Source organism: Spirosoma sp. 209 (assembly GCF_002006735.1).
Lineage (GTDB): Bacteria > Bacteroidota > Bacteroidia > Cytophagales > Spirosomataceae > Spirosoma > Spirosoma sordidisoli.
The window spans coordinates 255,457-273,973 of sequence record NZ_MVEC01000005.1 but is presented as its reverse complement, the minus strand read 5'-3'; the positions used below and the strand labels follow the sequence as shown (position 1 = coordinate 273,973).

Annotated in this window: 15 protein-coding genes; 6 read left to right on the top strand and 9 right to left on the bottom strand. The window is 56.6% G+C overall.

What is annotated here, in order from left to right:
• Window positions 1–11: 11 nt before the first annotated feature.
• Genes B1C80_RS10905 through B1C80_RS10890 form a run of 4 tightly spaced genes read right to left on the bottom strand, consistent with a single transcriptional unit; the run spans window position 12 to window position 4,394 of the window.
• Complete coding sequence (locus B1C80_RS10905; protein WP_077921117.1) at window positions 12–1,664, bottom strand: UxaA family hydrolase; 1,653 nt, start codon at window positions 1,662–1,664, stop codon at window positions 12–14.
• A complete protein-coding gene (locus B1C80_RS10900; RefSeq protein WP_161492750.1) occupies window positions 1,661–2,257 on the bottom strand; it encodes an LUD domain-containing protein in 597 nt (198 codons plus the stop codon). Before B1C80_RS10900 ends, B1C80_RS10905 begins: the two co-directional genes overlap by 4 nt.
• Window positions 2,254–3,642 carry a lactate utilization protein B gene (locus B1C80_RS10895; protein WP_077921115.1) on the bottom strand — a complete coding sequence of 463 codons (1,389 nt, stop codon included), beginning with the start codon at window positions 3,640–3,642 and terminating at the stop codon, window positions 2,254–2,256. Before B1C80_RS10895 ends, B1C80_RS10900 begins: the two co-directional genes overlap by 4 nt.
• Before the next feature lie 29 nt (window positions 3,643–3,671).
• Window positions 3,672–4,394, bottom strand: a complete 723-nt coding sequence (locus B1C80_RS10890; protein ID WP_369822689.1) for a (Fe-S)-binding protein — start codon at window positions 4,392–4,394, stop codon at window positions 3,672–3,674.
• 187 nt (window positions 4,395–4,581) lie between these two features.
• Here B1C80_RS10890 and B1C80_RS10885 point away from each other — a divergent pair, with 187 nt between their 5' ends.
• Window positions 4,582–5,457, top strand: a complete 876-nt coding sequence (locus tag B1C80_RS10885; protein ID WP_077921114.1) for an AraC family transcriptional regulator — start codon at window positions 4,582–4,584, stop codon at window positions 5,455–5,457.
• Window positions 5,458–5,548: 91 nt separating this feature from the next.
• Here the strand turns inward: B1C80_RS10885 and B1C80_RS10880 are convergent, their stop codons facing one another.
• Window positions 5,549–6,706 (bottom strand): alpha/beta hydrolase, encoded by a 1,158-nt coding sequence (locus B1C80_RS10880; RefSeq protein ID WP_236648714.1) that lies wholly within the window; start codon window positions 6,704–6,706, stop codon window positions 5,549–5,551.
• Between the two features lie 184 nt (window positions 6,707–6,890).
• On the opposite strand from B1C80_RS10880, the gene kynU reads away from it, so the two are divergent.
• The gene (gene kynU, locus B1C80_RS10875; RefSeq protein WP_077921113.1) at window positions 6,891–8,222 is read left to right on the top strand and encodes a kynureninase; all 1,332 of its coding nucleotides are present in this window, start codon (window positions 6,891–6,893) and stop codon (window positions 8,220–8,222) included.
• On the opposite strand, the gene B1C80_RS10870 is transcribed toward kynU, so the two are convergent.
• Together B1C80_RS10870 and queG are read right to left on the bottom strand one after the other, a co-directional pair.
• Window positions 8,175–8,813 (bottom strand): TetR/AcrR family transcriptional regulator, encoded by a 639-nt coding sequence (locus tag B1C80_RS10870; protein WP_077921112.1) that lies wholly within the window; start codon window positions 8,811–8,813, stop codon window positions 8,175–8,177. The genes kynU and B1C80_RS10870 overlap by 48 nt on opposite strands.
• A gap of 130 nt (window positions 8,814–8,943) precedes the next feature.
• Window positions 8,944–9,885, bottom strand: a complete 942-nt coding sequence (queG, locus tag B1C80_RS10865) for a tRNA epoxyqueuosine(34) reductase QueG (RefSeq protein WP_077921111.1) — start codon at window positions 9,883–9,885, stop codon at window positions 8,944–8,946.
• A 187-nt stretch (window positions 9,886–10,072) separates the two neighbouring features.
• On the opposite strand from queG, the gene B1C80_RS10860 reads away from it, so the two are divergent.
• The 4 genes from B1C80_RS10860 (at window position 10,073) to B1C80_RS10845 (ending at window position 14,346) form a co-directional block, all read left to right on the top strand.
• Complete coding sequence (locus tag B1C80_RS10860; protein WP_077921110.1) at window positions 10,073–10,711, top strand: nucleotide exchange factor GrpE; 639 nt, start codon at window positions 10,073–10,075, stop codon at window positions 10,709–10,711.
• 85 nt (window positions 10,712–10,796) lie between these two features.
• Entirely contained in the window at window positions 10,797–11,963 is a 1,167-nt protein-coding gene (gene dnaJ / locus B1C80_RS10855; RefSeq protein ID WP_077921109.1) for a molecular chaperone DnaJ, read from the top strand.
• A 145-nt stretch (window positions 11,964–12,108) separates the two neighbouring features.
• A complete protein-coding gene (locus B1C80_RS10850) occupies window positions 12,109–13,707 on the top strand; it encodes a Na+/H+ antiporter (RefSeq protein WP_077921108.1) in 1,599 nt (532 codons plus the stop codon).
• A gap of 180 nt (window positions 13,708–13,887) precedes the next feature.
• A complete protein-coding gene (locus tag B1C80_RS10845; protein WP_077921107.1) occupies window positions 13,888–14,346 on the top strand; it encodes a hypothetical protein in 459 nt (152 codons plus the stop codon).
• A 176-nt stretch (window positions 14,347–14,522) separates the two neighbouring features.
• On the opposite strand, the gene B1C80_RS10840 is transcribed toward B1C80_RS10845, so the two are convergent.
• Both B1C80_RS10840 and B1C80_RS10835 read right to left on the bottom strand, forming a co-directional pair.
• Entirely contained in the window at window positions 14,523–17,477 is a 2,955-nt protein-coding gene (locus B1C80_RS10840) for a DUF2723 domain-containing protein (RefSeq protein ID WP_077921106.1), read from the bottom strand.
• Between the two features lie 134 nt (window positions 17,478–17,611).
• Entirely contained in the window at window positions 17,612–18,493 is an 882-nt protein-coding gene (locus tag B1C80_RS10835; protein ID WP_077921105.1) for a bifunctional 5,10-methylenetetrahydrofolate dehydrogenase/5,10-methenyltetrahydrofolate cyclohydrolase, read from the bottom strand.
• Between the last annotated feature and the right edge of the window lie 24 nt (window positions 18,494–18,517).

The following is an 18,517-nucleotide window of genomic DNA, read 5'->3' as shown; positions in this document are numbered from 1 at the left end:
GGAATAGTTTACTACAGGTTCACTCCCCGCTGCCAGGGAATAAAATCGTTCTGGCCAAGGTCTTCCGCTTTGGTTCGAATATGCCCCGACGCCAGATCGATGAGCCAGCGCAGCAGCCTTTCGCCCGTTTGCTCGATCGTTTCCTGCCCGGCTATGACCAGGCCGGCGTCGAAGTCAATGATATCGGGCATGCGGTCGGCCAGGCGGGTATTGGTCGCTATTTTTACCGTCGGCGCAATCGGGTTGCCGGTAGGGGTGCCCAGCCCGGTTGTAAACAGGATCAGCGTGGCTCCCGAAGCAGCCATACCCGTCGTGGCAAGTACATCGTTGCCGGGCGTACAGAGCAGATGAAGCCCCGGCCGGGTGGGCAGATCGGTATAGTCGAGGACTCCTGCAATGGGGGCGTACCCACCTTTACGAGCGGCCCCGGCCGACTTGATGGCGTCGGTAATAAGGCCGTCCCTGATGTTGCCGACGGACGGGTTCATGTCGAAACCTGCCCCCACGGCTGCCGCCTGGGCCGCGTACTGCTGCATGAGCCCCACAAACCGATCGGCGTCGGTTGGGTTGGCGCAGCGATCGATCAGTTCCTGCTCAACCCCGCAAAGTTCCGGAAATTCGGCCAGGAGGGTGGTGCCGCCCAGAGTGACCAGCAGATCGGAGAGATGCCCGAGGGCCGGGTTGGCCGAAATGCCCGAGAAGCCGTCTGACCCGCCACATTTGAGGCCTACGCTTAACCGGCTAAGCGGGGCGGGCTGGCGGGTCTGGGCGTTGGCGGCTACCAGTCCGTTGAACGTGTCGCGGATGGCGTCGGTAAGCATGGCGGACTCGGTGCCGTAGGTCTGCTGATCGAAGTAGAGCAGCGGCCGGTCGAACCCCGGCTGCCGCTTCCTGATTTCGGCCCGCAACTGATCGATCTGGGATTTCTGGCACCCCAGGCTCAGCACGGTAACGCCCGCTACATTGGGATTGACGATACAGCCCGCCAGCAGCTGACAGAGGCTATCGGCATCGGCGTTGGTGCCCCCGCATCCCTGCTCATGGGTCAGAAACTGGATGCCATCGATATTTGGAAACAACCGCGGGCGGGCCGCTTCCGGTATAGCTGCGGCTGGTGCCGGGCCAGTCTGCCCCGTCCGATAGGCCTGTACCAGCTGGCGCACCTGATCGACGTAGGTATCCGGCTGGGCATAGCCAAGTTCCCGCTCGAAAGCGGCCTTCATCATCTCTACGTTCCTGTTCTCGCAGAAGACCAGCGGCACTACCAGCCAGAAGTTACGGGTGCCTACGCTCCCATCGCTGCGGTGGTAGCCCGCAAAGGTCAGCGTCTCCCAGTCCGACACATCCGGGGCATGCCAGCTGTATGGCCTGCGCCTGGTGAGGCCATACGGTTCGGCCTCGTGCCTGAGGTTGAAGGTGGTGATGGTGTCGCCAGCGGCAATGGGCTGGGTGGCCTTACCGACCAGCACGCCGTACATCCGTACCGGATCGCCTATGGCCAGGGCTTCGATGGCCACCTTATGCTTGGCGGCTACCGACTGCGTTACCCGTACGGATAGCCCATCCGTGGTAATGCAGTCGCCTTGGGGGATATCCTGCAGGGCTACCACGACATTATCGGTCGGGTGAATACGGAGACAGGAACGGGAGGTCTGGATCGTCATCGGGATGGGTCGGTTGTCAACAGAAAAACGGTCAGGCTGCGCGGTCCATGCGCTCCGATTACCAGCGACTGCTCGATATCGGCGGTTTTGGAAGGCCCGGCTATGAATACGCCATAATCGAAGATGTCGGGGCTTAGCCGGCGATAGGCATCGTGCAGGGTGGGAACCAGCGCCCGCGATGATACGACCAGCGCCAGATGCTGGCAGATGAAGGGCAGGGCCCGGTGGGGTAAATGTCGGCTGTCGAGCCAGATGGCTCCGTTCTCAACCACTCCGAAAGCACCCATGAGCAGGGCCAGGTCAACCGTTTCGAGGGTGTGGCCAGGCACCAGCGGGTCGGACAGACGTTCGCCCAGGGGCAGATCGGGCAGGGTACTGACCAGTCGGGCCGGGGGCGGAAAACGGGTTTGTACATAGCTGACTATGTCGGTCAGGGCGCTGATCGGAACGACCGTACCGCCAATAGCTTCGACCCGCTGGGCAAACCCGTCGGCTGATGCCAGTTCTATCGACGGCTCGGGCAGGGTAGGCATTGGGCGGGTAGCGGGCTGGTTGCGGGCTACCGCGGTCAGGATGACTTGCCGGCTGTTCATACGCGCGATCGGTTTTTGTCGTACCATTCCCCGAAACTTTGAGCGGGCGGGCTGGGCATGTCGCGCCCCTTATACCACGGGTTCAGCCGGTTATTGACCAGCGCCGGAACGTGTTGCATCACCCACCGCCCGATACGGCCCGACAGCCGGTAAACCGTAGGATGGCCCAGCACCCAGGCCATTCCTTTCATAGCCACCGTTTTAGCCGGGGGCGCCAGGCCTTCGGCTGTCAGCGTCTGCCGCCAGTGCCAGAGCTGTTCGTGAATGTTGATCTTGACAGGGCATACGTTGGTACAGCTGCCGCAAAGCGTACTGGCGAAGGGCAGATCGGCGTTTTTGCGCATGTCGAGGTTGGGAGCCAGGATAGAGCCAATAGGCCCGGCCACGGCGTTGTGGTAGCTATGCCCGCCACTCCGGCGGTAAACCGGGCAGGTGTTGAAGCAGGCCCCGCAACGGATGCATTTGAGCGAGTTCCGAAACTCGGGCCGGCCCAGCTGGGTGCTGCGGCCGTTATCGACCAGGATAATATGCATGACCTGCCCGGCCCGGGGTCTGACGAAATGGCTCGAGTAGGTGGTGATCGGCTGGCCGGTTGCCGAGCGGGCCAGCAACCGCAGAAACACGCCCAGATGTTCCTGCCGGGGAATTACTTTTTCGATACCGAGACAGGCGATATGGACGTCGGCCAGATGCACCCCCAGGTCGGCATTTCCTTCGTTGGTACATACCACAAATCCGCCCGTTTCGGCAATGGCGAAGTTGACCCCCGTTATGGCGACAGATGCCGATACGAACTTTTCGCGGAGGTGGTGCCGGGCGGCTTCGGTCAGGTACTGCGGATCTTCGTTGCCGGCTTCGGTGCCCAGGTGCTGCTGGAAAGTGGCGCTGACGTCGGCCTTTTTCAAATGAATGGCCGGTAAGACAATGTGGCTGGGCGCTTCCTGGCGGAGCTGGACAATCCGTTCGCCCAGGTCAGTGTCGACTACCTCGACCCCATGTTTGATCAGAAACTCGTTCAGGTGACACTCTTCGGTCAGCATCGACTTGCTCTTCACCACCCGGGGGGCTGCGGGGCCGGTCTGTTGCCGGATAATGTCCAGTACGATCTGGTTGTGTTCCGCAGCCGTGGCCGCCCAGTGTACCTGAATGCCGTTTGCCAGGGCGTTCTGCTCGAACTGGGTCAGGTACGTACTCAGCTCCGACAGCGCATGGTCTTTAATGCCCGACGCCAGTTCGCGCAGGGCCTCCCATTCGGGAATGGCGTGGGCCGATTTGTCGCGTTTCTGCCGGATAAACCACAACGTTTCATCGTGCCAGTCCGTACGGGCTTCGTCGGTCAGAAACTGGCTGGCGGCCTGGGCGTGGGATACAAATCGCTGACTCATAACGTAGACGGATAGTAGCAGGCTTTGGTTTACAATGCATGATCAACCAGCAACTGAGCAACATGCCGGACCTGTATGGGCGATTGCTGCCGACGAAGAATCCCTTCCAGGTGCATCAGGCAGGACATATCGCCCCCCACGATATAGTCGACCTGGTTGGCCTGGTGCTGGGCCAGGCGGTCTTTCCCCATTTTCACCGAAAGAGCTTCCTGGGTCACGCAGAAGGTGCCGCCAAAGCCACAGCATTCGTCCGGGCGGGCGGGGGTCGTGATGTCGATGCCGTCGACGAGTTTCAGCAGGGCTTCCATCTTCGAGAAATACGGTTCGTTGCGTTCCGACATGGACGACAGACGCAGCCCGCGCTGCCCATGACAACTCTGGTGAATACCGATCCGCAGGGGCCGGCCCGACCGGTGGGGCAGGGCCCGTACCTGCAGGACATCGGTCAGAAATTCGCACAACTCCCAGACCTGGCCGGTCAGAAGCGGATTGTGTTCCCGGACGTGCAGGACACACGAGCCCGATGGACAGACAATATGGTCAAATTTGCCAAAGTTCTGCCTGAAGTTCTGGTCACAGCCGGCGGCCTCGCGAGCAAAGCCCGAGTTGGCCATGGGCTGACCGCAGCAGGTCTGATTACGCGGCACAACGACCTGGCAACCCAGCTGTTCGAGCAACTCGAGGGTCGCGATGGCAACAGCCGGATAGAACTGATCAACGTAGCAGGGAACAAATAAAGCAACGCGCATCATGCATCTGAATCGTTTCAGGATCCGGCCAGTACCAGAGTTTTCTGGAAACCAGACGAATACAGGGCGTATGATTATGTTGCAAATCAATAGTATATTTCAAAGGGGTAGTTTTATAGGATTAACTTGTTTTACCACTATGTTAGCAATTTTGTAAGCTGTTTAAATTCATTGACGCTAATTGATAGGTATGAAGCCACAGCTACTTCTGGTGCCCGTTTCGTCCGAATGTTCGTTTAGTGTGCGGCAGGATGTCGTTCTTCATTTCTACAACCGCTGGCATTATCACCCCGAAATAGAACTACTGCACATTGAGCAGGGCAGCGGCACGCAGTTCGTGGGCGATAGTATTCAGAATTTTCAGTCGGGAGATGTGTTGCTGATCGGTGCCAACCTGCCCCACTACTGGCGCTGCGACAAAGAGTATTTTGAGAACCGGGAGGGTTTGTTTGCCAAAGCTACCGTGGTTCATTTTCGGGATAACTTCTGGGGCGATACGTTTTTGCAACTGCCCGAAAATCGGTACATCGTCCGTTTCCTCGATAAGGCCCGGCAGGGTGTACGGCTCCTCGGCACCACCCGTTCAGCCGTTAAACCGCTGCTGGCGCAGATGCTCGCTGAGCACGGAACCGCCCGAATTGTTTCCCTGATCCAGATCCTCTCGCTGGTGGCCCAGTCAGACGAGCTGGAGTATCTGTCGACCAAAGACTACCCCAGTTATTTCGATGAAGCCGACACCGACCGGCTCAACCAGATATACGCCTACTCGCTGACCCACTTCACCCGGAAAATTTCGCTGGAAGAAATAGCCACGGTGGCAAACATGAGTCCGAACTCATTCTGTCGGTATTTCAAGTCGCGTAGTCGTAAGCCGTATTCGCAGTTTCTGCTCGAACTGCGGGTCAGTCACGCCTGTAAGCTGCTCATTGAAGGGAAGCTCAGTGTGGCGCAGGTGTGTTACGAAAGCGGGTTCAACCAGTTTTCGGGCTTCAACAAGTACTTCAGGCAGATCACGGGAAAAAGCCCCCTCCAGTATCAGAAGTCATTCGGGAAGCCAGTTCGGTAAAAGCTACATGTAGGTGTAACTTCCCCATAAAACATAAGCCCGGCTCATTGCTGAACTGGGCCCTGCGTACGTTACGTCTGTGGGTGATGGATTAATTAAAGGCATTGCGTAGCTGAGTAGCCGCCAGTGCCTGCGCCTGCTGGGCCTCGGGCACGATGGCGTACATGCCGAAAAACTCGTGGGTAACCCCCGTGTAGAGCTGGTACGTTACCGAAACGCCCTGCGACTGAAGTTTGTCGCGCAGTTGCTGACCTTCGGTTTGCAGTGGGTCGATCTCGGCGGCAATGATGGTGGTGGGGGGCAGTCCACTCAGGTCAGTACCGGCATCGATCAGCGAAATCAGGGGCGTTTCGCCGTCGGCGGGTGAGTTGAAGTAGTTGGCAACGAAGTACTCAACCAGCGGCCGACTCAGCGGTTTGGCGTTGGCGTACTGATTATACGAGGGGGTGAACAGGTCGTTGTTAGCCACCGGATAAACCGACAGAATATGAGCGGGTAGCGGCAACTTCCGGGTGCGGGCCATCATGCTGACCCAGACCGCCATATTACCCCCGGCGCTCTCGCCGGCAATGGCTACCTTGTCCGGATTTCCGTTCAGCGACGCCGTATTGTTGCGTACCCATTCGTAGGCAGCATAGGCATCGTAATGGGCCGTGGGGAACTTGTTCTCGGGCGACAGCCGGTAATCGACCGACACCACGATAGCTCCCGTTTCTTCGGCCAGGGCCAGCGTCGAGTTCTCGTACACTTCCGGACTGCCAATGACCCAGCCGCCACCGTGGTAGTACACAATCACCGGCAGGGGGCCGGTGGGGGCGTTGGGCGTATACACCACAACCCGGATCGGTACGTTGTTGTAGCCCGGAATGGTACGCTGGCTACTAGTGACGTTGGCCGTGGGCCGGGGAATCTTGTTCTTATCGAGCAGCGAGTTTACCGCATCTTTGAAGGTTGGCTGTTTGCGGGCTTCGGTAGGAGGCAGCTGTTCCAGCGGAGTAGGCGCCAGGCGGCCCAGCTCTTCGATAACGGCCAGCATCTGCGGCTGAATGGTAGGCGCATAATCTGGTTTGGGTCCCGTTGCCTGAATCTGCTGACCCTGAAAGGGTTCGCGGTGATCTTCGCAGGCGAGCAGGGGGCCCGCCAGCAGCAGACTGTAAAAAGAGGCCGATCGAACGCGACCCGGCATAGAGCGGTACGCAGCCGCTGAACCCGCTGCGATTCGGCGGGCAAGCATGTTGAGATGATTCATAACGTTGGTTTTAATTACTGTAGACTAACTAGGATACTATTTTTAGAGTTATGCAGACTTATTGAACGGTCTTCCATAAACGTTAGGCTGTTATAGCGGTGAGACCCTTTGGGTCGGACGCTTTATGCGAGCTAAATAAAAGACCTGTGGGCAGACAACTAGCCGAATCCATAGTTTTGCAGGTATGACATACGAAAACACGCTGGATTTTGCGCGTCAGCTCGACGCCGATGATTCGCTACGATCCTTTCGGAATCGGTTTTACATCCCGCAGCGAAACGGAACCGATCTGGTTTACCTGTGCGGCAACTCGCTGGGCCTGCAGCCAAAGTCTGCCCGGGCCGCCCTGGATCAGGAGTTGACAACCTGGCAACAGCTGGGGGTAGAGGGCTGGTTCGATAAACCCGAAGGCGCCGAACAGAACTGGCTTGGGTATCACAATACCTGCAAGGGAGCGCTGGGCCAGGTGGTAGGGGCTAACCCTGCCGAAGTTTGCCCCATGAACGCCCTGACCGTCAACCTGCATCTGCTGCTGGCCTCGTTTTACCGACCCGGCCAAAACGGCACCTCCGCATCCGGCAAGCCGAAATACAAGATTCTGACGATCAAAGGCGACTTTCCGTCCGATCAGTATGCGCTGGAGACCCACCTGCAGCATCACGGGCTGACAACGGCCAACGCGCTGGTAGAAGTGGCTCCGCGGCCCGCCGATGGGCTAATACACACTACCGACATACAGGCTGCCATAGCCGAACATGCTGACGAGCTGGCCCTGGTCTGGATGAGCGGGCTGAACTACTACACGGGGCAGGTCTACAATATGGCCGCGCTGGCCGAAGCCGCCCGCCGACATAATGTACCCATCGGTCTGGACCTGGCCCACGCCATCGGGAATGTGCCGCTGCGGTTGCACGACTGGGGTGTCGATTTTGCCACCTGGTGTTCATACAAATACCTGAATGGCGGACCGGGCGCGGTGTCGGGCATCTTTATCCATGAAAAGCACCATGACCAGAACCGGGCAGGTGGTGCGCTGCCCCGACTGGCGGGCTGGTGGGGTTACCGGGAAGACCGGCGGTTTGAGATGACCCCCGGATTCCTGCCGGCCTCGGGAGCCGATGGCTGGCAGCTGAGCACGCCCAACATTATGGCACTCGCGCTACACCGGACCGCGTTGGCTATCACTGCCGAAGCCGGCATGACCGCGCTCCGCCAGAAAAGCGAGCGGTTAACGGGCTTTCTGGAACACATACTCGCCCCCTTTGATGACATACAGAGGCTGACGCCCGACGACCCTAACCAGCGGGGATGCCAGTTGTCGCTGCTCGTCCGTCGAAACGGAAAAGCCCTCTTCAACTACCTAACCGAACAGGGCATCATTGGCGACTGGCGTGAACCTGACTGTATCCGGCTGGCCCCGGTGCCGCTCTATAACACATTTGAGGATGTCTGGCGGGTAGGTGAAGCGCTACGCGGATTTTTTAGCACTGGCCGCCAGGCGTTCCTTGGTGAATAGATAGATGCCCTGGAAAATGTTTTTCAGGGCCTGTTCTATTTCCGCCCAGCCTTCGTCGGTGCTGGGGTCTATGCCCATGACCTGCCGTTTTTGCTGACCGGTAAAGAGCAGAAGAGTCAGGGAGCTGACCAGAATGGCTGCGAAAGGGCGGGCATGGCTACTATGAACGATAGCCGACAGGTCATCGACCATTTTCACCAGCCGTTTCTCTTTCTCGGCGGTTATGGCGTGAACGATACCGTCGTTGCTTAGCAGCTTGGCCTTCAGAAGTTCCTGCGCTTCGATATCATGACGCAGCAACCTGAACTCTTCAATGACGTAGGTATAACAGGTATTGAAAAAGACCTCCAGCGAAGCGCCCTTTAGCTGGTCAATGTCGATAGGCGGTACCGATGATGTTGGACGGGTTCGCTCGAAGTAGGCTTTGAGTAACCCGCCTAATCCCCCAAAGTATCGGTAAATCAGTATTTTATTGACGCCAGCCTGGCTCGCAACCCGGTTGATACCAATATGATCGAAGCCACTTTCCTTGACGAGTTGGCCAACAGCTTCAATAAGTCGGTTCTCCGTTTCCAGACGGCTACGTTGCATAATCTGACAGTTGGTCGTGTAGATAGAACGCAGCAATGTAACCTGTCCGTATCATACCAACAAATCAAAATACGCTGGTTTTGAGGCAACGGCTAACAAATTGACAGGCAGGTCAAAACTGACAAACTGGTTAGTAAGTCGAATTTTTAGCGAACGTAACGTTGCGTTTTAGTCCGTCAAGTTTGGTTCGCTTGACGGCCGACCGCCGGAACACCTCCCGAAAAACCTCTTCCGTGATTTCTTCCCAGTCGGTTCGGCTGAATTCGGCCAGGTCGGGGTGGGGGTCGAAAGCGGGCGTCTGGTGCGGTCGGGCAAAGCGGTTCCAGGGACATACGTTCTGGCAGATGTCGCAGCCAAAGACCCAGTTGTCGAACTTGCCCCGCACCTCGTCCGGAATGGCTTCTTTCAACTCGATGGTGAAGTAAGAGATGCACTTGCTACCGTCAACGACGTAGGGGCTCACGATAGCTTCCGTAGGACAGGCATCCAGACAACGGGTGCAGGTGCCGCAGTAATCGGTGATCGGGCCGTCGGGTTCGAGTTCCAGATCGAGGATCAACTCGCCGATGAAGAAAAACGACCCCATCTGCCGATTGATCAGGTTGCTGTGTTTACCTACCCAGCCCACACCAGACCGTTTGGCCCAGGCTTTGTCCATAACCGGGGCCGAATCGACGAAGGCGCGCCCGCCCACTTCGCCAATTTCTTCGTGGATAAAGGCCATCAGGTCTTTCAGCTTGTCTTTAATGACAAAGTGGTAATCTTCCCCGTAGGCATATTTCGACAGTTTGTAGTCATCCTCGGCTTCGGGCAACGGCTGGCTGGGGTAATAGTTGAGCAGCACCGTAACCACCGACTTGGCCCCCTCAACGAGCAGTCGCGGGTCGAGCCGTTTGTCGAAATGGTTGGCCATGTAATTCATCTGGCCGTGCATCCCGTTTTTTAGCCAGGTTTCGAGCCGGGGTGCTTCCTCATCCAGGAAGTCGGCCCGGGCAATACCGCACACGTCGAACCCCAGTTCAAGGGCTTTGGCTTTCAGGCGGGTCGAATAATAGCTGGCTGGCGCGTGCATGGCAGGAGGTAAATAAAACCGTACAGGTAATGAACAGCGGGCGACGCGTAAAAAATCCGGTTTTTATGACCGAATTCAGCAAAAGCTGACGGAATACTATGTGTCAAGTTGTCAGAAATGACCAGATTGGCCGGTCTTTTGCCCATCTTTGCACATGAATTTCTGGAAGCGAACACGAAGCTCATCAATGGAAAATAAAGACATTCTGGACGAACAATCGTCTACCGATACCACACAGCCTGACAACCTGACAACTGAGACGCCCACTGAAGAGGAAGCCGTAACGATCAACGGCGGTGAGCCCGCCGACGAACCCGTTGCCGAAGCAGCGGCTCCCGTTGAGGCCGAAGCAACCGAAACCGCTGAACCGACCGGGTCGGCCACCGATGCGGCTTACCGGGAGGTTGCAGAACTGAAGGATAAATACCTGCGGCTGTATGCTGATTTCGAAAACTTCCGTCGGCGTACGGCCAAGGAAAAGCTGGAACTGATCGGCCAGGCCAACGAGGGCCTGCTGCAAAGCCTGATTCCGGTCGTAGATGATTTTGAGCGGGCCATGCTGTCGATGGAAAAAACCGAGGACGTGGCGGCTTTGAAAGAAGGCGTTTCGCTGATCTATACCAAGCTGTTCAAGACGCTGGAAGGCAAAGGTCTGAAGCCCATGGTGGCCAAAGGAGAGCTGTTCAACGCCGACCTGCACGAATCGATAACCCAGTTTCCCGCCCCCAGCGATGACCTGAAAGGGAAGGTGATCGATGAGGTGGAAAAAGGGTACTATCTGAACGATAAGGTTATCCGGTTTGCTAAAGTAATTGTAGGAAGCTAATGGTGAAAGAGCGAAAGACTGAAAGAGCGACCCCTGTTGTGCCCGCCACTCTTTCGCTCTTTCTCTCATTCACTCTTTGATAGACATGGCAACGAAGCGCGACTATTACGAAATACTGGGCGTTGACAAGAACGTCTCGGCCGAGGATCTCAAAAAGGCTTATCGAAAGATGGCCATCAAATATCACCCGGATAAAAACCCGGATGATCCGACCGCCGAAGAAAAATTCAAAGAAGCCGCCGAGGCTTACGATGTCCTGAACGACCCTCAGAAAAAAGCCCGCTACGATCAGTTTGGTCATGCTGGTCTGGGTGGTGCGGCCAGTGGCGGTGGCTACGGACCGGGTGGACCGTCGATGGAGGACATATTCAGCCAGTTTGGCGATGTGTTCGGCGACGATTCGCCCTTTGGTAGTTTTTTCCGGGGCGCCAACGGCGGTGGACAGCGGCAACGCGTCCGGCGCGGGTCCGACCTGCGGATCAAACTGAAGCTGAACCTGCAGGAGGTAGCCAACGGTGTTGAGAAGAAAATCAAGGTAAAACGACACGTTACCTGTACCACCTGCGCAGGCAATGGCTCGAAAAACGGGACGGCCGTTCAGACCTGTACCACCTGTAACGGCTCGGGCCAGACCCGCAAGGTAGTCAATACCATGCTGGGTCAGATGGTCTCGACCAGCACCTGTCCGACCTGTAATGGCGAAGGTAAAATCGTTACCGACCGGTGCGACGTTTGTTTTGGCGAGGGTCGGGTACTGCAGGAAGATGTTATCCCCATCAAGATTCCGGCCGGTGTAGCCGAAGGCATTCAGCTGTCGGTGGGGGGCAAAGGCAACGTTCCGCCCCGTGGCGGTGTGGCCGGCGACCTGCTGATCGTCGTTGAGGAAGAAGAGGATGCCGACCTGAAGCGCGATGGCAGTAACGTCGTATTTGATCTGTATGTCAACTTCGTCGATGCGGCCATCGGTACCAGCGTTGAAGTGCCAACCATCGATGGTAAAGCACGCATCACCCTCGAACCCGGTACGCAGAGCGGTAAAATTCTGCGGTTGAAAGGCAAAGGAATCAGAGAGCTTAACGGTTACGGCCGGGGCGACCAGCTCGTACATGTAAATGTATGGACACCCAAAGTGCTGTCGGCTGAAGAGCGGGGCCTGCTGGAGCGGCTGCGTAACTCGCCCAACTTCCAGCCCAAGCCCAACAAGAACGAAAAAGGATTCTTCGATAAAATGAAGGATTTCTTTCACGGATAAACACCGGTGAGGCCGTTTTGGGCTTCATCCGCGATACGATCTGCCAGTTAGTACTGCTGGAAAAGCCCCGAACCTAAACGTCGGGGCTTTTTTTGCGTTGCCAATATGTATTTTAGCATCAGCTACTCAACTTATTCTGCCCTCTATGCACCAAACTGTACTGCTCTGCGTATCCCTCTTACTGGCTGTTTCCCTGTTCGTGGTAGTAGGACAACGATTACGGGTGCCGTCGCCTATTTTTTTGGTGATCAGCGGTCTGGTCATCAGCCTCATACCGGGCATGCCACAGATTGCGGTAGATCCGGATCTGATCTTTCTGATTTTCCTGCCGCCTTTACTGTACGAAGCTGCATGGTTCACCTCCTGGAAGGAGTTCTGGCGCTGGCGACGGATCATCATCACCTTTGCCTTCGGACTGGTTATTGTTACGGCCCTGGCGGTAGCCTATGCCTCCAGCGCCCTGATTCCCGGCTTTACGCTGGCGCTGGGTTTTCTGCTGGGTGGAATCATCTCGCCACCAGACGCCGTGGCGGCAACCTCGGTCCTGCGGGGCATCAACGTGCCGAAGCGCGTGATCAGCATTCTGGAGGGAGAAAGCCTGATCAATGACGCGTCGAGTCTGATCATTTTCCGGTTTGCGATGTCGGCCGTGTTGTCGGGTACGTTTGTGTGGCAGCAGGCCGCCACCGACTTCGTCCTCGTAACGCTGATGGGTATTGCGGTTGGCCTGCTGGTCGGCTGCGTTTTTTACGCCATCCACCGGTGGCTGCCCATCACGACGCGGGTCAGTATTCTGCTGACATTCATTACGCCCTACATCATGTATCTGACGGCCGAAGAGTTTCATTATTCCGGCGTGATGGCGGTCGTGACCGGTGGGCTGTTTTTGTCCAATCGAAGCCACAAAATGCTGAACCATAGCGCCCGGATTCAGGGGACGGGCATGTGGTCTACCGTTGTCTTTGCCCTGAATGGGCTGGTGTTCATCCTGATCGGCCTGGAGCTGCCCCTGATCGTAGCCGGTCTCGGCGATTATTCGCGAACGGAAGCAGTGGTCTATAGCCTCGTCATTACCTCCCTGCTGATTCTGATTCGGCTCGGCTCGGCCCTGGGAAGTGCTGTTTTTACCCGGGTGGTTGGGCGGTTCATTCCGGTAGCGGATCGTAACCCCGGCTGGCGCGGACCGATTATTGTTGGCTGGGCAGGTATGCGGGGTGTCGTGTCGCTGGCGGCTGCCCTGTCTATTCCGCTCACCCTGCCTTCTGGCGCGCCGTTCCCGCACCGGAATCTGATCTTGTTCATCACCTTCGTCGTTATTCTGATTACCCTTATCTTTCAGGGAATGACCCTGCCCCTCGTTATTCGCTGGGTGAAGTTCAGAGATCCCGATAATCGACCACCCGAAGAAGAGCAGGAGTCGACGGTTCGTCTGAAACTGCTGGCCGTAGCCCTCCGGAAACTAAATGATACCTATGCCCGCGAGGTAGAGACCAACGAACTGGTGGCTAACCTGAAGCAGCGTATTGAAACCGACACCCGGCTGACCCGACAGCATTTAAGTTCGCTCGATTGCGATACCGAAGATTTCGATGAATACAATCGAATCCTGTCTGATATTATCACGACGAAGCGCAACGAGCTGATCCGGCTCCGGACCCGCAATGAGTTCGACGATGAAGTGATCCGTAAAGAAGAGGCCCACATCGATCTGGAGGAGGAAAAGCTGGATCATCCGATCCATTGAAAAAGCCTACCTATTGGTTAGTTAGCTAAAATAGGACGGAAATAAAATCAAATCGCAGTCAAAACCGTTGCTTCAAGCAAGTACACGGAGGTGTGAGTTAATGTATCGGGTATGGTTCTTTTTTTAACAGCTTTCGACAAACAGGCAGATGTGCGCGAGTTCTGTTGCCAACTCAACAGTATGGAGGCAACATTCGATTTTTTGAGTAGTCTGGTAGCCAGGGGCGATACGTTGCTGATGGCTTACATGGTAGAGGATAACAAGCGCATCGATCTGCCGCTGGATGCGTTCGACGGGAGCCCATTCCTGGAAGCGATGCAGTATCTTCAGCAGGAATGGCAATCCATACTAGCTCCGGCCACGGATGTAGATGCCGTTCATTACAAAGACATGCTGGTGCTGCTGCAGAAGCGTATTCGTCAGTACGAGACCAGCATCAGCATGCACGAGCGCATGATCAACCAGTTTTCCCATTGGCTTAGGCAGATGCAGAACAGCCCCCTGACCAGTCCAGGGCGCGAACTGTTTATCCGTACTTATCAGCGCATGATTGACCTGCATCGTACACATCTGGCTCGGGATCGATTCAACAGCTACCTGGTTCGTAACCGACTGAACCAGCTGTCGTCTGCCGTTTAACCCGAAACGCGCCAGCCCTTGTACCATAAAGCCCTGATCGGGTGCCGTCCGGTGTTGATTTGCGCGGGCTCGCTCCGGTGATCAAAAACCGCCCAGCCGACACGAACCTGATCCTGGCTAAACTAAAAAGAGGACCCCGACGAGGTCCTCTTTTTAGTTTATGGGCTGGTTGTTGATCAGCCAAAGGCATTGATATGCTTCTGGAAGATGGCGTCGTACTTGGAAGCCGCGGCCGTCTGTTTGGCTTCCTTGCAGGCCTCTACAATCGTTTGCAGAATGTACAGATCGGCATCGGGGCTACCGAACCGGCCGCGTCCCGATTTGTCGTAGGTCAGGTTCTGGTCGGCGCGGGTGGCCATCACGTCGGCAATTTCCAGCGCTTTTTTGGCATCACCCACGGCAAACAGGAACCGTACGTAGTTCGACGAAATCTGGTCGTACGGAATGCTCTTGTCCGGAATGACCTTCAGCGAGTAGTTCAGAACCTCCCGGGCTTTGGCTTCGTTGCCTTCGCGGATGAGCTGATCGGCCAGCCGGAAAAAGGCGATACGGGCCGAAATAACCGGCGGTCCTTTGTACGTTTCGTCATAGTAAACGTCCGGGTTGTCGAACTGGCGCCAGAACGTTTTCTTCGTCATGTTGGTGTACATGATGTCGGAGTTGACGTACCCGTCCGACGCGCCTGGCACGGCTACCGGCATCAGCCGATACGCGTAGCCTTCCAGCTGCATATAGTTTTTCAGATTCAGATAGTTGTCGCTGGCCAGGGTGCTCGAGAAGTAGATAGGCCGCTGCCAGTTGTTGGTAGCAATCATATCGAGCATGATCAGGTCAGGCTTGTACAGATCCTTCTTCCCGATAGTCCACTGCAGCGTATCTTTCATGAATGGCTTCAGGGGTGCCGGTACAAAATTCGCTTTGTCGATAGCGGCCTTGTCGATGGGCAGGAAGAGCACCGACGAGGGCAGCACACTGGTCATATCGCCGTTTGTGAGCGGCACCTGTACCGCCGGACTGTTATTTTTGATCAGGCTGATGTACTGCTTGAGGTCAATACCGCCCTTAACGCCCGGCACCTCGTAGAAGGGGACGATGTCGTTTTTACCCTTGTTAAAGTTATCGTATTCCAGCGAAATGGGCAGGGCTTCTGACTCGTAGGTCTTCCGCTTCATTTGCTGAATATACCATTCCGTACCGAGCAGGCTCAGGTTACACACCCGAACGTCGCGCCGGAACCCTTCAACTTCCTGTACGTACCAGAGCGGGAACGTGTCGTTATCGCCACCCGTAAACAGGACGGCATTGGGCGCGCAGGAGTTCAGCAGGTTCTTGGCAAAATCGACCGACTGGTAGCGGTTGTCGCGGTTGTGGTTATCCCAGCTCTTGGCACCCATCATGACCGGAACCAGCAGGCTCAGCCCGACAATCAGCCCGTTGCGGGTCACGTCGGCTTTGAGCGTATTCCGTAATCCTTCGGCCAGGGCCATTACACCCAGGCCCAGCCAGATAGCGAAGAAATAGAACGACCCTACGTAGATGTAGTCCCGTTCACGCGGCTCGGACGGGGGCGAGTTCAGGAATATCTGCAGGGCGATACCGGTGAACAGGAACAGCAGACCCACAATCAGGAAATCGCGCCGACGCCGGAAATACTGGAATACAATCCCGAACAGCCCCAGTATGAAGGGCAGCATGTAAAAATTATCGCGGGCTTTGTTGGTCTTCAGCAGGTCCGGTACCCCTTCGTCCGACGACCAGGGCAGCAGGTAGCCTGCCCCTTCTTCATCGGATTCGCGACCGGCGAAGTTCCACATCAGGTAGCGCCACCACATGTGTCCGAGCTGGTAGCTGAACATATACTCGAGGTTATCGCCCATGGTCGGTTTCTGCCCTTCGGCGAGGCCGAGCATCTGCCGGTACAGCTGGGGGTGGTTCTGCTGGCTGCTGTACACGCGCGGGAATAGCATCTCGTCGCCGGGCTGGTAGATATACTCCGGCTGGTAATCGAAGATAACGTACTTGTTGCCTTCTTTCTTCCACATCGGCGCACCTCGTTTCTGGTCGATAGGCCGGGCGGTGAAAACGGGTCCGTACAGCAGCGACCGGCTGCCATACTGCTCCCGACGCAGGTACGACAGGAAGTTCAGCGCATCGTCGGGGTTGTTTTCGTTGATGGGCGGGTTGAAGTCGGCCCGAACCAGCACCTGGATGTACGAAGCATAGCCGATCAGTACGAAGGCCAGGGCCAGCAGCGAGGTGTTCAGCACCGGCCGGCTACGACGGGCCGACCAGATAATGCCGTAGGCAACCGCACCCAGAAAGATGATCACGAAGAAGATCATGCCTGAGTTGAACGGCAGCCCCAGGGTGTTCACGAAGAAGCGCTCTACGAAGAAGGCCATACCGGGCAGGCCCGGAATAATGCCCGAGTTGATGATGCCCAGAATAACCAGCCCCACACCGAAGGCAGCCGCTCCGCCCCAGAAGGTAGGTTTTGGGTATTTTTTGAAGTAATAGATCAGGGCCAGCGCAGGCAGGGTAACCAGGTTCAGCAAGTGAACCCCGATCGACAGACCCGTCAGGTAGGCAATGAAGATCAGCCAGCGGTTAGCAGCCGCTTCATCGTCGATGCGCTCCCACTTGAAGGCGGCCCAGACCACAATGGCCGTGAAGAACGACGACATGCCGTATACTTCGGCTTCGACCGCCGAGAACCAGAAGGTATCGGAGAAGGTATAGGCCAGGGCACCAACGGCCCCCGTACCGATGACCAGCAGGGTATCGGCGGTGGTATAATCGCTCTCCTGTTTGCCCAGCAGTTTCTGCGCCAATATGGTAATGGTCCAGAAGAGGAAGGCAATCGTAAAGGCACTGGCCAGTACCGACGCCATATTCACCCAGTAGGCTACGCTCAGCACATCCCCAAACGACAGCATGGAGAAAATCCGGCCCAGCAGCAGGAAGAAGGGCGCGCCGGGGGGGTGGGGCACCTGAAGTTTAAAGGAACACGCAATGAACTCACCGCAGTCCCAGAAACTGGCCGTACGTTCGACGGTGCTCGCGTAGGTAAACAGCGCTACGGCGAACAGCAACCAGCCCGTGAGGGTGTTCAGGCGTTTGAATGACTGCATACAGGTAAAATTTACGGAACTGTTTTTAGGTAAAATGTGGTCAAAAATACGTAAAAAAGCAGCCCGGCCGGGTCAGCGCGGGCTGTTAAAGTTTGTTAAGCCAGACGAGCCCAAAAGGCGCCTGGCGACTGGTATCAGGGGTACACCTCCCGGCGGGCGGCTTTGAGGGTATTCTGCATCAGGGAACAGATCGTCATCAGGCCAACCCCGCCCGGAACGGGGGTGATGAAGCTGGTTTTCGGAGCTACCTCGTCGAATTTGACGTCGCCTTTGAGGGCAAAGCCGCTTTTCTTACTGGCATCGGGTACGCGTTCCAGACCAACGTCGATCACCACGGCCCCTTCTTTCACCATGTCGGCCGTGATGAACTCCGGTCGGCCCAGGGCCGCTACCAGAATATCGGCCGACCGACAGATCTCGGCCAGGTTTTGGGTACGGCTATGGGTAAGCGTTACGGTACAGTTGCCGGGGTAGGTGTTTCGCTGCATGAGGATCGACATGGGCAGACCTACAATCTGGCTGCGACCCACGACCACGCAGTGCTTGCCGGCGGTCTCGATGTGGTAGCGTTTGAGCATCTCAAGTACCCCCTGGGGCGTAGCGGACACGTAGGCTGGCAGGCCTTTGGCCATGCGCCCGATGTTAATGGGGTGGAAGCCGTCAACGTCCTTGGCCGGGTTGATGGTTTCCATAACGCGGTCGGGATTGATGTGATCGGGAAGGGGAAGCTGTACGATCAGCCCGTCCATATCGGGGTTGTCGTTTACCTGCTGCACGGCGTCGAGCAGTTCGGCTTCGGTAACGGTGGGCTCAAACCGGATCAGGGTTGAGTGCATGCCGACTTCTTCGCAGTTTTTCATTTTCGAGGCCACATACGTCTCGCTGGCGCCTTTGTTGCCGACCAGTATGGCTACCAGGTGCGGAATTTTACCCCCTTGCTGGCGAATCTGGGCAACCTCTGCCGCAATTTCCTGTTTGATCTGAGCCGAAAGAAATTTACCGTCTAATAGCTGCATTGTCTCTGTGAATAATTGAATGTC